The 13,888-nt window shown below is 70.7% G+C and carries 7 protein-coding genes; 1 reads left to right on the forward strand and 6 read right to left on the reverse strand.

What is annotated here, in order from left to right; genetic code table 11:
* Positions 1-70: 70 nt before the first annotated feature.
* From ACIHAD_RS17570 to ACIHAD_RS17580, 3 genes are all read right to left on the reverse strand, one after another.
* Entirely contained in the window at positions 71-1,960 is a 1,890-nt protein-coding gene (locus ACIHAD_RS17570; protein WP_397355517.1) for a S8 family peptidase, read from the reverse strand.
* 123 nt (positions 1,961-2,083) lie between these two features.
* Positions 2,084-4,252: a 1,4-alpha-glucan branching protein GlgB gene (glgB, locus tag ACIHAD_RS17575; RefSeq protein WP_397355518.1), complete on the reverse strand. Its 2,169-nt coding sequence runs from the start codon at positions 4,250-4,252 to the stop codon at positions 2,084-2,086.
* Between the two features lie 117 nt (positions 4,253-4,369).
* Complete coding sequence (locus tag ACIHAD_RS17580) at positions 4,370-7,498, reverse strand: BTAD domain-containing putative transcriptional regulator (protein ID WP_397355519.1); 3,129 nt, start codon at positions 7,496-7,498, stop codon at positions 4,370-4,372.
* A gap of 74 nt (positions 7,499-7,572) precedes the next feature.
* Here ACIHAD_RS17580 and ACIHAD_RS17585 point away from each other — a divergent pair, with 74 nt between their 5' ends.
* Positions 7,573-8,427 carry an NAD(P)-dependent oxidoreductase gene (locus ACIHAD_RS17585; protein ID WP_397355520.1) on the forward strand — a complete coding sequence of 285 codons (855 nt, stop codon included), beginning with the start codon at positions 7,573-7,575 and terminating at the stop codon, positions 8,425-8,427.
* 27 nt (positions 8,428-8,454) lie between these two features.
* Here the strand turns inward: ACIHAD_RS17585 and ACIHAD_RS17590 are convergent, their stop codons facing one another.
* From ACIHAD_RS17590 to ACIHAD_RS17600, 3 genes are all read right to left on the reverse strand, one after another.
* Positions 8,455-9,786: an aminoglycoside phosphotransferase gene (locus ACIHAD_RS17590; RefSeq protein ID WP_397355521.1), complete on the reverse strand. Its 1,332-nt coding sequence runs from the start codon at positions 9,784-9,786 to the stop codon at positions 8,455-8,457.
* 3 nt (positions 9,787-9,789) lie between these two features.
* Positions 9,790-11,490, reverse strand: a complete 1,701-nt coding sequence (gene treS, locus ACIHAD_RS17595; RefSeq protein WP_397355522.1) for a maltose alpha-D-glucosyltransferase — start codon at positions 11,488-11,490, stop codon at positions 9,790-9,792.
* Between the two features lie 71 nt (positions 11,491-11,561).
* The gene (locus ACIHAD_RS17600) at positions 11,562-13,664 is read right to left on the reverse strand and encodes an alpha-1,4-glucan--maltose-1-phosphate maltosyltransferase (RefSeq protein ID WP_397355523.1); all 2,103 of its coding nucleotides are present in this window, start codon (positions 13,662-13,664) and stop codon (positions 11,562-11,564) included.
* Positions 13,665-13,888: the final 224 nt, after the last annotated feature.

Consider the following 13,888-nt stretch of genomic DNA (forward strand, 5'->3'; position numbering starts at 1 on the left):
TTTTTGCCTTGTGCCGGGAAAAGGGAAAGAGCCGGTCGGACAGGACCGGCCCTTTCCTTGGTGAAGCCGCTCAGAGTGATCTGAGCACGTTCCTCGTCGCCTTCTTCAGCGCCGCCTTGGACGCCGAGCCGCTCAGCCGCACCTTCTCGGCGGCGGTCAGCACGGTGGTGCCGTTCGTGCCGTGCGCCCAGTTCAGCCAGGCCGTCAGCAGCGCGCCGTCCAGCTTGTCCCGAGTCGTCTTGGTGCCCTTCAGCACCCGGTACGCCTTGCCCAGCGACGACGCCTTGGTCAGCTCGGGGAACACCTTGCTGGCCTTGCCGATCAGCTTCAGATAGCAGTTGAGCGTGCTGTCGGGGATCGTCCCGCTGCTGCGGTGGATCTCCACGGCCCACTTCGCGGCCGTCATCCTGGCGCCGGAGGTGCCGCGCGTGCAGACGGCGGCGGCCGACGGGGCGGGCGTCGGCGTGACGGTCACCGTGACCGTGACCGTGGGCAGCGGGACCGGCGTGACCGAGGACGTCGGGGCCGGCGCGGGGTTCTGGTCGTCGGGGTCGGGCTCGGGCGTCGGGCCGCTGCCGTCCGTCGGGTCGGGCTCGGGGTCGGCGGTGGGGCCGGTCGTCGGCGCCTGGGTGATCGGCGGCTGGGTGCCGGTGCCGGCCAGGGCGGCGCCCACGTCCAGGCGGGGGGTGGTGACCTGTGTGCCGTTGGCCTCGTACTGGTAGGGCCTGCCCGTGGTCTTCAGCGTGTTGATCAGGTCGGCCATGGGCGTCTGCGGCGAGGCAGCCTTCATCAGCGCCAGCGCGCCCGCCACGTGCGGCGTCGCCATCGAGGTGCCGCTGTGCACGGCCATCTGGTTGTCCGGCACCGAGGACGAGATGTCCACGCCCGGGGCGAAGAAGTCGACCAGCGAGCCCCGGTTGGAGAAGTCGGCGATGGCGTCGGCGCCGTCGTTCGCGCCGACCGCGACCGCCGAGGAGACGCAGGCGGGGTAGGAGGCGCCCTCGAAGAACTCGTTCCCGGCGGCGACCACGGTCGCGATGCCCTTGGCCAGCAGGGCGTCGATCTTCGGTTTGAAGACCGCGCCCTCCTCGGTGGCGTCGCAGTCGGTCTCCGACAGCGCGCCGCCCAGGCTCAGGTTCACCGCGGCGACGGGCTGGGTCAGCGTGGCCACGTAGTCCATGGCCAGCCGCAGCGACGATTCGAAGGCCAGCAGGCACGACGACTCGCCCATGCAGATGTCCTCGTCGTTGACCCGGCTGAACACCTGGATCGCGATTATCCCGGCGCCCGGGGCCACGCCGCCGCCGCCGGCCGCGATGCCGGCGACGTGCGTACCGTGCTCGCACAGGTTCACGCCGCCGGACAGGCACTTGGCGGTGGTGGCGTCGGCCGCGCCCTCGCCGGTCTGCTGGGGCTGCCCGTTGGGGCACAGCGACTCCACGCCGCTCTCCACCGCCGAGAAGCACGCCTCGCCCGCGAGCCGGCCCGCGAAGTACGGGTGGTCGCGGTCGATCCCGGTGTCCAGGACGACGACGTTCTGGCCCGCGCCGGTGAAGTTCTTCTCGTGGGCCTTGTCCGCGCCGATCTGGGTGATGTTGGAGCCCACCTCGGCCGGCGCGTACGTCCGGTCGCGGTGGATGGAGGTCACGCGCGGGTCCTCGGCCAGCCTGGCCAGCTCCTCGGCGGTGCCCTCCACCACCATGAACGGCTGGCTCTGCGGCTGCAGCAGCACGTCGACGCTCTGGGCCGCCGCCGCGCCGGCCACCGGCTCGTGCTGCGCCGCGTCGGTCAGCTCCACGATGGCCCGGGTGGTGTCGCCGTCGAGCGCGAGGCCCTCCTCCAGCTTGCCCTGGGAGGGCGCCGGCGTCGGCGTCGCCACGGGGTCGTCGGCGAACGCCGGGAGCGAGACCGATGACAGGGCCAGCACGATCGAGCACACGATCAGGGGGCGAAATCGCACGCGTCCTCCGAGGGGGATGATCTCGGAGTTTAGGGCGATTTATCCCGCCAGCACAGGGCCCAGCCCTGTTTCTCACCGAACTTTCAGCGCACGCACCTCACGTGTTCAGCGGACCGGCCGGCCTCACGTGTTCAGCGGATCGGCCGGCGCCTCCCTGGTCAGCCACACCGCGCCCATCGGCGGCACCCGCAACGTCGTGGAGAACGGCAGCCCGTGCCACGGCTCGGCCTCGGCCTCGACCCCTCCCATGTTGCCCACGCCGCTGCCCCAGTAGTCGTAGGCGTCGGTGTTGACGACCTCCGCCCAGTGGCCGCCGTACGGGAGGCCGAGCCGGTAGCTCTCGTGCGGCCCGCCGCTGAAGTTGACCACGCAGGCCGCCGCCGACCCGTCGGCCGCGTACCGGACGAACGAGAACGTGTTCCCGGACGCGTCGTCGGCGTCGATCCACCGGAACCCCTCCGGCCTGGCGTCCTGCTCCCACAGCGCCGGGGTCTCCTTGTAGAGCCTGTTCAGGTCGCGGACGAGCCGCTGAACGCCCTTGTGTCCGTCGAACTCCAGCACCCACCAGTCGAGCCCGCGCTCCTCCGACCACTCCGAGCCCTGGCCGAACTCGCCGCCCATGAACAGCAGTTGCTTGCCCGGATGCGCCCACATGAACGCCAGCAATGCCCTGAGCTGGGCGAAGCGCTGCCATTCGTCCCCCGGCATCTTGCCCAGCAGCGAGCCCTTGCCGTGCACGACCTCGTCATGCGACAGCGGCAGCACGTAGTTCTCGGAATAGGCGTAGATGAGCGAGAACGTCATCTGATGGTGGTGGTACTGGCGGAAGATCGGCTCGCGGCGCAGGTATTCGAGCGTGTCGTGCATCCAGCCCATGTTCCACTTGAACCCGAAGCCGAGCCCGCCCAGGTGCACCGGCCGCGACACGCCGGGCCAGGCCGTCGACTCCTCGGCCACGGTCGAGATGCCCGGAGCCTCCCGGTAGCAGACCGAGTTCATCTCCTTGAGGAACTCGACCGCGTCCAGGTTCTCCCGGCCGCCGTAGACGTTGGGGGTCCACTCGCCCTCGCGGCGCGAGTAGTCGAGGTAGAGCATCGAGGCGACCGCGTCCACGCGCAGGCCGTCCACGTGGAACTCCTGCAGCCAGTAGAGCGCGTTCGCGACCAGGAAGTTCTTGACCTCCCTGCGGCCGAAGTCGAAGACGTACGTGCCCCAGTCGGGGTGCTCGCCCCTGGCCGGGTCGGCGTGCTCGTACAGCGGGGTGCCGTCGAAGCGGGCCAGGGCCCATTCGTCCATGGGGAAGTGGGCCGGCACCCAGTCCAGCAGCACGCCGATGCCGCGCTGGTGCATGCGGTCCACGAAGTGCCGGAACTCGTCGGGCGTGCCGAACCGGGCCGTCGGCGCGTAGTAGGACGTCACCTGGTAGCCCCACGAGCCGCCGAACGGGTGCTCGGCGACCGGCAGCAGCTCCACGTGCGTGAACCCCATGTCGGCCACGTAGTCGGAGAGCTGGTCGGCCAGCTCCAGGTACGACAGCCCCGGCCGCCACGACCCCAGGTGCACCTCGTAGGCGCTCATCGGCCCGAGCTGCGCCGGCCGGTCGCGCCGCTCGGCCATCCAGTCGTCGTCCGCCCAGGTGTAGGTGGACCGGTCGATCACGGAGGCGGTCATCGGGGGCACCTCGGTGCGCCGGGCCATGGGGTCGGCCTTGTCGCGCCAGAGCCCGTCGGCGCCCAGGATCTGGAACTTGTACCGCTCACCGGCGTCCAGCCCGGGGACGAACAGCTCCCACACGCCCGACCGGCCGAGCGAGCGCATCGGGTAGGCGGTGCCGTCCCAGTGGTTGAAGTCGCCGACGACCCTGATGCCGCGCGCGTTCGGCGCCCAGACGGCGAACGCGGTGCCGCGCACGTCCTGGTGCTCCATCACGCGGGCGCCCAGGACCTCCCACAGCCGCTCGTGCCGCCCCTCGCCGATGAGGTGCAGGTCCACCTCGCCCAGCGTCGGCCAGTGCCGGTACGGGTCCTTGACCTCATGCGGCTCGCCCCCGGCGTACCGGACGCGCAGCGTGTAGTCGGGTACCTTGTCCAGCCCGCCGACCGTGGTCTCGAACACGCCGTGGGCCTGGTGTCTCATGTCGTGGGCCGTGCCGTCGTCGAGCACCACCTGCACCCGCTCGGCCAGCGGGCGCAGCGCGCGGAACACCACGCCGCCCGCGACGGGGTGCGCTCCGAGCACGGAGTGCGGATCGTGGTGCGCCCCGCCAGCCAGGCGGTCGAGCTCTGTCCTCATGGGCATGCTCCCAACCCTGCCTTATGATGACCGTCCATCCCAGGCACTGCCCGCTTTCACGGCGACAATCACCGAATGTGCAAAATCCCGGGATGATCGCAGAAGTATGCGTGATCGTCATGGATGTTCCTTGGCCGTGTCGTGGCCGGACTCCTCCTGGAGGAGGTCGTCCACCGGCGTGCCGGCGCCTTCGGCGAGCCCGGTCGCCAGTGCCGCCGCTCCCAGGGCCGTCGTCACCAGCGCCGTGATCCGGTCCACGTCGCCCCGCTCGCCCGCCGGAAGCGGCGCACCGACCGACGCCCTGAGCGCGGCGGCCTTGCCCAGCAGTCGCGCCGCGTCCTCGTGCCGCCCGCCGAGCGCCCGCGCCCCGGCCAGGCCCTCCAGTCCGAGGGCGGTCGCGCGCGGGTCGCCGACCTTGCGTGCGGCGGCCAGCCCGCGAAGCTGGAACTCCAGCGCGCCCGCCGCGTCGCCGCGCAGCTCGGCCACGAACCCCAGCTCCGCCAGGATCAGCGCCGCGCCGGGCTCGCCGGAGACGTCCAGCACCCAGTCCAGCCAGGTCCGCAGCAGCCGTTCGGCCTCGTCGAGCCGCCCCTGCCGGCGCGCGCCGAGCGCCAGACCGATCTCCGCGAACTCCTCGGCCGGACGGTTCGACTGCGACACCGCCAGCCGTCTGGCCCGCTCGTGGTGGTCCTCGGCCGCCGCGTGGTCGCCCCGCAGCATGGCGATCCGGCCCAGGCGGGACAGTGCGTCGGAGACCGAGCTCCACAGGCCCAGCTCCTCGGCCATGCGCAGGCCCTGCGCGCGCAGCCCGGCGGCGCGGTCGTAGTCGCCGATGATCTCGGCGTGGCTGCCCAGGCATTCCGCCGCCCGCAGCTCGCCCCAGCGGTCCCCGGCCCGCCTGAACAGCGCGAGGCCGCGCTCGCCGTCGCGCCGCATGCCCTCCAGGTCGCCGCGCATCCCCGCCCACCTGGCCCTGATGGTCAAGGTGGCGGCCATGCCCCACTCGTCGTCCAGCTCGTCGAACTCCGACAACGCCGTCTCGACCATCCCGGCGCTGACCGACAGGTCGTCGTACCCGAACAGGGCGAACCCGACGAACCACCGCGCCCTGGCCCGCTCCCGCGCGTCCTCGACCGCCGCGAACAGCTCCGTCACGTCCGGGCCCGGCGGCTGCCCCACCAGCAGCCGCATGCCCGCCAGCCACGCCCTGGCCCGCGGGGCGCCCGGATCGTCGTCCGCCGGGATCGCCAGCGCCGCCTCCAGCGCGCGCTTGCCCTCGCCCAGCCGGCCGCGCAGCACCCAGTACCAGGCCAGGGCGTTCACCAGCCGCAGAGCCTCGGCCGCCGCGCCGAGCCGCACCGCCGTCTCCAGCGCCGCGCGCAGGTTGCCGCCCTCCGCGTCGAGCCGGGCGAGCGCGCGCCGCTGCCCGTGCCCCCGCAGGTACGGCTCCGCCCGCTCGGCCAGGCCCGTGTAGTGGCGCACGTGCCGGAGCCGGACCTCCTCCAGCTCGCCCGCAGCGCCCAGCCGCTCCACGCAGTACGCCGCCACCGACTCCAGCAGCCGGAACCTCGGCTCCCCGTCGCCCCACGCCCGCACCACCAGCGAACGGTCCACCAGCCTGGCCACCGCGTCCAGGACGTCGACGCCCGGCTCGGCGCAGACCTCCTCGGCCGCCTCCAGCGTGCACCCGTCGGCGTGCACGGCCAGCCGCCGCAGCACGACGCGCTCGTCCTCGCCCAGCAGCTCCCAGCTCCAGTCGATCATCGCGCGCAGGGTCTGCTGCCGCGCGGGCGCGCCGCGCCGGCCGGAGGCGAGGACCCTGAACCGGTCGTCCAGCCGTTCGGCGAGCTGGCGCGGGGTGAGCGTGCGCATCCGGGTCGCGGCCAGCTCCAGGGCCAGTGGGATGCCGTCCAGCCGGGCGCAGATCTCGGCGACGTCGTCGTCCGGCTCGATGCCCGCGCGCGCGGCGAACAGCTCCGCCGCCGCCTCCCGTCCCAGGGGCGGCACGCTCCACAGGGCCTCGCCCTCGATGCGCAGCGACTCCTGGCCGGTGGCCAGGATCCGCAGCCCGGGAGCGGCCCGTAGCAGCCGTCCGGCCAGCGCGGCGACCTGCTCGACGACGTGCTCGCAGTTGTCCAGGACGAGCAGCGTCCGCGTGCCCTCCAGGACGCCGGCCAGCCGGGCGGTCAGGTCCTTGTCGGCGCCGGCCACGTCGTCCCGCAGGCCGAGCACCCCCGCGACCGCCTCGGCCACCTCGACCGCCGGCGCGCCGGCACGCAACCCCGCCAGCTCCACCAGCCACACGCCGCCGCCGAAGCCGGCCGGGCCGGGGGAGTCCGCCGCCGCGAGCGCGAGACGGGTCTTGCCGACCCCGCCGGGGCCCGTGAGCGTGACCAGCCGGTTGGCCCGCAGCAGGGCGCGCACCTCGGCCACCGCCTCCTCCCGCCCCACGAGGCCGGTGAGCGGCGCGGGCAGGTTCGTACGCCGCCGTCCCGGCCCGTCGAGCGCCGGGTCCTGCTCAAGGATCGCCTGGTGCAGCGCCACCAGCTCGGGACCGGGGTCGAGCCCCAGCTCGTCGGCCAGCCGCGCCCGCAGGTCGGCGTAACTGGCCAGCGCCTCGCTCTGCCGCCCCGCCCGGTACAGAGCCCGTACGTGCGCGGCCCGCAGCCGCTCCCGGAACGGGTGCTCGGCCACCAGGTCGGCCAGCTCGGCCGCCAGCAGCCCGTGCTCGCCCAGTCCGAGCCGCGCCTCGGCCAGCTCCTCCACGGCCACCAGCCGCTGCTCGTCGAGCCTGGCCACGGCCGTCCTGGCGAACTCCTCGTCGGCGAACTCGGCGAACGCGGCCCCCCGCCACAGGTCGAGGGCCTGCCGCAACAGCACGGCGCGGGCCCCCGGGTCGGCGCTGCGCTGCGCCTGCCCGACCAGGGCCGCGAACCGCCCGGCGTCCACGGCCTCGGGCTCCACCCGCAGCACGTACCCCGGCGCCCGGTACGCCACCAGCTCTCGGTCGCCCAGCACCCGGCGGAGCTGCGAGACCTTCACCCGGAGCGCGGCCAGGGCGTTCGCCGGCGGCCTGCCGCCCCACAGGTCCTCGATGAGCCGATCGGCGGAGACCGGCCGCCCGGCGTGGATCAGCAGGTCGGCCAGCAGCGCCCGGACCTTGACCTCCAGCACCTGGACGGGCTCGCCCCCCGGCCCCCACACGGTGAGCGCCCCCAGCACCCCGAACCGCACTCCGCCCCCCATAAGCAACTCCGAATCAGACCATAACCCCCCACGTGCAGGGTGAACGCATCCGTCAAACACTAAGGAATCCCGAAATGTCGCAAGAAATTTCGATTATTGGTCTCGGCCTCATGGGCGCGGCGCTCGCCGGCAGCCTCCTGGACGCCGGGCACCGCGTCACCGTCTGGAACCGTTCGGCCGACAAGGCCGACCCCCTGGTCGTCAGGGGCGCCACCCGCGCCGCGACGGTGGCGGAGGCGGTCGCGGCGAGCCCGCTGGTGATCGTCTGCGTGCTCGACTACCCGGCCGTGTACGAGCTGCTGGCCGACGTCCCGCTGGAGGGCCGCGTCGTGGCGAACCTGACCACCGGCAGGCCCGTCGAGGCCCGCCAGGCCGCCGGCTGGGTGGCCGAACGCGGCGGCGAGTACGTGGACGGCGGCATCATGGCCGTGCCCCAGATGATCGGCCGGCCCGGCGCGCTCGTGCTCTACAGCGGTTCGCAGGGGGCCTTCGACCGCCACGAGGATGCGTTCCGCGCGATGGCCGAACCGCGCTTCGTGGGCCCGGACCCCGGCATGGCCCCGCTCCTCGACCTGGCCATGCTGACCGGCATGTACGGCCAGATCGCGGGCTTCCTGGAGGCGATCGCGCTCGTGGACGCCGCCGGTTACCCATTGACCGACTTCACCGGCACCCTCCTGGTCCCGTGGCTCAACGCGATGGCCGCGCTCCAACCGGAGTGGGTCAAGTCCGTCGAGTCCCGCGACTACACGACCCTGGTGTCGAACCTGGAGATCAACCGGTCCGGCCTGGAGAACCTGGTGCGCGCGTTCAGGGAACAGCAGGTCAAGCCCGACCTCCTGCTGCCGCTGAAGACCATCGTGGACCAGCGCGCGGCCCGTGGCCACGGCGCCGAAGGACTGCCCGGCCTGGTCGAAGAGCTCCGCTGACCCCCGCGTCCGCGCCGGGACCGGAGGTCAGGAGGGGCGGGGACGGAAGGCGGCCAGGGGAATGGAGACCCAGGACGGGCGGTTGCGGGCCTCGTAGACCACTTCGTACACCGCCTTCGACAGCTCGAACGCCCGCAGCAGCGCCGCGTCGCCCACCGTGATCACGCCGCCCCCCTCCCGGTACCCCTCCAGGAAGGCGGTGCGGTTGCGGTCGGCCCAGGCCTCGGCCCGGGGCAGGAGTCCGGCGGCCTGCGGGTGGTCGGCCAGCAGGTGCCTGGCCGCGTAGTCGAACGAGCGCAACATCCCCGCCACGTCCCGCAGCGGCGACGACAGCGCCCGGCGCTCGGCCAGCGGCTGCCCCGGCTCGCCCTCGAAGTCCAGCACCACCCAGTCGGTGGGCGTACGCATCACCTGGCCGAGGTGGTAATCCCCGTGAACGCGTTGCACGGGCACTTCCCTGGTGAGCAGCTCCACCTGGTGGTAGGCGTCCTCCAGGGCCGGCATGTGCGGCCGCAGTTCGGGCACCTCGGCCACGGCCCGGCCGAGCTGCCGCCGGAAGCCCTCGGCCATGCGTTTGACCTCGTGGATCTCGACCAGCTCGGTGGGGAAGGCCTCGGCCAGCTCGTGGTGGACGCGGGCGGTGGCCACGCCGAGCCGTACGGACTCGGCGGCGAAGTCGCCGCCCGCCTCGGCGGCGGTGACCTCCGGCAGCGAGGCGTACAGGTCGCGGACGCTGGCCAGCGCGAGGTCCCAGCCGTCGTTGGCGTTGGACAGGTACTCCTGCATGAAGGCGAGCGTGGTGTCCGTGCCGTCCACGTCGGCCTCGATCCACCCGTACGGCTGGGCGATGTTCGGCGCGTGCCGGGCGGCCAGGGCGGTGATGATCTCCAGCTCGGGGTTGACGCCGGGGATCAGCCGCCGGAACAGCTTGCAGATGTAGGCGTCGCCGTACACCAGCGAGGTGTTGGACTGCTCGGCGCCCAGCACCAGGCTGCGCTGGCCGGTGTCGATGGTCACGCCGGGCGCGTGCCGCATGCGCAGCCCGCTGCGGGTCTCGTCGCCCGCCATGCCCTCCAGCAGCCAGCTCATGCTGTCGGCGTCATGGACGGCGTCGTAGAAGAAGGTCTCGCCGAGATTGCCGATGAGGGCGTGGTTGAGCCGGTCGGGCAGGTCACGCCGCTCGCCCATGAGGATCTGGTACCGGTCCCGCGAGCCCTCCTGCCAGACGGTCACGATGAGGTGCCGGAGCCCTGGCGTCAGCTCGACGTCCGATTCGATCGACAAACGGTCGATCGGGCGCCCCTTGCCGCCGAACCATCGTTGGCGACCGATCCATGCGGCAAGGAGCTCGTCTATCACGCCCTACTCCTCCTGGGTGTGTGCCGGTGGGAGTGTGAACCAATAGAACCCATGCCCGGGAAGCGTCAAAAGATACGGTAGTTCGCCAATTGCCGGGAATGGGACCCCTCCCATGGTTTCCACGGGGGAGACGCCGACGAATCTGCGCAGGTCAAGCTCGACCGGCTGCGGGAAGCGCGACAGGTTGTTGACGCACAACATCCGGTCGTCGCCCAGCTCCCGGACGAACGCGAGCACGCTGGGGTTGGAGGAGTTGAGCTCGGCGAACTCGCCGAGCCCGAAGACGGGGTGGCGCTTGCGGATCTCGATCATCCGCTTGGTCCAGTGGAGGAGCGAGCCCGCGTTCTTCTGGTGGGCCTCGACGTTGATGGCCTGGTAGCCGTAGATCGGGTCCATGATCACGGGCAGGTACAGCCGGCCGGGGTCGCAGTCGGAGAACCCGGCGTTGCGGTCGGGGTCCCACTGCATCGGGGTACGGACGCCGTCGCGGTCGCCGAGCCAGATGTTGTCGCCCATGCCGATCTCGTCGCCGTAGTAGAGCACGGGAGATCCCGGCAGTGACAGGAGCAGCGCGGTGAACAGCTCGATCTGGTTGCGGTCGTTCTCCAGCAGGGGCGCCAGACGTCGGCGGATGCCGACATTCGCCCGCATACGGGGATCCTTGGCGTACTCGGTGTACATGTAGTCGCGTTCTTCGTCCGTCACCATTTCGAGCGTCAGCTCATCATGGTTGCGGAGGAAAATCCCCCACTGGCAATGTTCCGGAATTTTCGGCGTTTGTGCCAAAATTTCGGAGATGGGGTAACGGGACTCCCGGCGGACCGCCATGAAAATGCGGGGCATGAGCGGGAAATGGAAGGCCATGTGGCATTCGTCCCCGCCGCCTACTGGATCGCCGAAATATTCCACCACGTCCGAAGGCCACTGATTCGCCTCGGCGAGCAGCACCCGGTCCGGGAAGAGGCGGTCGACCTCGCGCCTGATGCTCTTGAGGTATTCGTGCGTCCTCGGCAGGTTCTCGCAGTTGGTGCCCTCCTCCTCGAAGAGATAGGGCACCGCGTCGAGGCGGAAGCCGTCGATGCCGAGGTCCAGCCAGAACCGCAGCACCTCCAGCATGGCCTCCTGCACGTCCGGGTTCTCGTAGTTGAGGTCGGGCTGGTGGTGGAAGAAGCGGTGCCAGTAGTACTGGCCGCGCACCGGGTCGTAGGTCCAGTTGGACGTCTCGGTGTCGACGAAGATGATCCGGGCGTCCTGGTACTTCTCGTCGGTGTCCGACCAGACGTAGAAGTCGCCGAACGGGCCTTCCGGGTCGTGCCTGGACGCCTGGAACCAGGGGTGGGCGTCGCTGGTGTGGTTCATGACGAGGTCGGCGATCACCCGCATGCCGCGTTTGTGCGCCTCCTCGACCAGCCGCACGAAGTCTCCCAGGTCCCCGAACTCGGGCAGGATCTTCATGAAGTCGGCGATGTCGTAGCCGCCGTCACGCAGCGGCGACTCGTACAGGGGCAGCAGCCACAGGCAGTCCACGCCCAGCCACTGCAGATAGTCGAGTTTGCTGATCAGACCTCTGATGTCTCCGGTCCCGTCGCCGTTGGAGTCGGCGAATCCCCTGATCAGCACCTCGTAGAAGACGGCGCGCTTGTACCAGTAAGGATCGCGCGGCTTTTCCTCGTCAAAGGTGTTGGGAATGGGTGTGGAGCTCATGGGCTCCCCCACGAGGGGCTCATGAGGAGGGCGCTTTCACACACGTTGAAGACTCCCCGCTGAATTCTGTTCTACCGTGGCGCGGCTCGTACGGTGAGAATGTGGGCAGGCTGGATGTGAGGGTCGAGACGCACATAGTTGCTCTGCCTCCAGCGGTAGGACTCGCCCGACAGTTCGTCGTCCACGACGAATTCGGCGTTCCAGTCGAAACCGATGGCGGGCAGGTCGAGATCTACCGTCGCCTCATGGGTGTGGTGAGGATCCAGATTGACAACCGCCAGAACGACGTCGCCCAGGCCGTGCCTTCGTGTGGCCGTGTCATAGGCGCCCGGAAGCCGTTTGGAGAAGCAGACGATGTCCGGATGGTCGACCCTGTGGAACCGTAGGTTACGCAATTCCTGCAGCGCCGGATGCGCTCTTCGGAACAAATTCAGATGGGTGATGAGCGGGGCGAGGGTCCTTCCTTCGCGTTCCGCCGCCGCCCAGTCGCGCGGCTTGTACTGATATTTCTCACTATCAAGGTATTCCTCACTCCCCGGGCGCACCGGAACGTTCTCGGCGAGCTCGTACCCGGAGTAGACACCCCAGGTCGGCGACGCGAGAGCGGCCAGCACGGCCCTGATCCTGAACGCCGGCACGCCACCGTGCTGCAGGTACTCGTGCAGGATGTCCGGGGTGTTGACGAACAGGTTCGGCCGCAGGAACGCGGACGTCTCGTGCGCGAGCCCGGAGAGGTACGTCTCCACGTCGAACTTGGAGTTCTTCCACGTGTAGTACGTGTACGACTGATGGAACCCGGTCTTGGCGAGCGTCTGGAGCATCGCGGGCCGGGTGAACGCCTCCGCCAGGAACACCACGTCCGGGTCGGTCGCGTGGATGTCGGCCAGCATGCGCTCCCAGAACGACACCGGCTTGGTGTGCGGGTTGTCCACCCGGAAGATCCGCACGCCGTGGTCCATCCAGTGCCGCAGCACCCGCCGGACCTCGGCGAAGATGCCCTCGGGGTCCCTGTCGAAGTTGATCGGGTAGATGTCCTGGTACTTCTTGGGCGGGTTTTCGGCGTAGGCGATCGTCCCGTCCGCCCGGATCGTGAACCACTCCGGGTGCTCCTTGACCCACGGGTGGTCCGGCGCGCACTGCAGGGCGAAGTCGAGCGCGACCTCCATGCCCAGGGCGCGGGTGCGGCTGACGAACTCGTCGAAGTCCTCAAGGGTGCCCAGATCGGGATGGATCGCGTCGTGGCCGCCGTCCTCCGAGCCGATCGCCCACGGCGAGCCGGGCTCGTCGGGCTCCGGGCTGAGCGTGTTGTTGCGGCCCTTGCGGAAGGTGTGGCCGATGGGGTGGATCGGCGGCAGGTAGACGACGTCGAAGCCCATCTTGGCGATGGCCGGCAGCCGCTTGGACGCGGTCTGGAAGGTGCCCGACTGCGAGACGCCGGCCTCGCTGACGACCGCGCCCTCGGACCTGGGGAAGAACTCGTACCAGGAGCCGTAGAGCGCCCTGCGCCGGTCGACCCTGACCTTGTACGGCTTCGCCCTGGTCACCAGCTCGCGGAACGGATGCGCCGCCAGCAGCGCGGCCGTCTCGGGGAGCTGGGCGATGGACAGCCTGGCCCGCGGGTCGAGCTCCTCGTCACGCAGCGTGGCCGCGACCGACAGCAGCGCCGCCCGGTGCCCGCACGCGCTGTCGCCGTTGCCGTTGCCCTTGCTGTTGCCCTTGCCGTTCCTGGAGTGGCCGTTCGCGGCGCCCGTCTGGCCGCCGGGGGCGGGGCAGTCGGCCGTACGGACGGCCTTGGCGGCCCGCTCGAACAGGCGGGCCCCCTCCTCGCACATCAGGTCGCTGTCGAGCCCGCGCGGGATCTTGATCTCGGCGTCGTGCAGCCACGAGCTGATCGGATCGCTCCACGCCTCCACGCGGAACATCCAGTCACCCTCGGCCGGCAGGCACACGTCCACACCCCAGCGGTCGGTGCCGGGGGCGAGCTCGCGCATGGGTCTCAGGCGGCCACGCTGTCCATCGGGCGAGGTGAGCACCACGCCCGCGGCCACGGCGTCGTGGCCTTCTCGGAAGACGGTCGCCGAGACCTGGAAGGTCTCGCCGGCGACCGCCTTGGCGGGCCACTGCCCGCAGTCGACGACGGGGGAGATGTCCGTGATGGGAATTCGTCCGATCATCGCAATCGCAGGGTTTGCGACGGCGCGCTCGGCGCCGCCGGAGGCTTTCCGTATGTGCAAGATTCCGCAACCACGGGGACCGCTGGATACGGCCTACCCCGGCAGTAACGATCCTTGCACGTAAATACTGGACAGCAGCGGATAGACCTCCCGAGTGTGTTCCCGGGAGAGCCAACAAAGAGGAAAGTTGCCCCAATCGTCCGGCTTCATGCTTGTTACGGGCT

This window comes from Nonomuraea sp. NPDC052265 (assembly GCF_044547985.1).
Lineage (GTDB): Bacteria > Actinomycetota > Actinomycetes > Streptosporangiales > Streptosporangiaceae > Nonomuraea.

Coding starts and splice junctions, on each gene's coding strand:
- ACIHAD_RS17580 (WP_397355519.1), bottom strand. CDS start 7,498: ATGGGGGGCGGAGTGCGGTTCGGGGTGCTGGGGGCGCTCACCGTGTGG.
- glgB (WP_397355518.1), bottom strand. CDS start 4,252: ATGAGGACAGAGCTCGACCGCCTGGCTGGCGGGGCGCACCACGATCCG.
- ACIHAD_RS17600 (WP_397355523.1), bottom strand. CDS start 13,664: ATGATCGGACGAATTCCCATCACGGACATCTCCCCCGTCGTCGACTGC.
- treS (WP_397355522.1), bottom strand. CDS start 11,490: ATGAGCTCCACACCCATTCCCAACACCTTTGACGAGGAAAAGCCGCGC.
- ACIHAD_RS17585 (WP_397355520.1), top strand. CDS start 7,573: ATGTCGCAAGAAATTTCGATTATTGGTCTCGGCCTCATGGGCGCGGCG.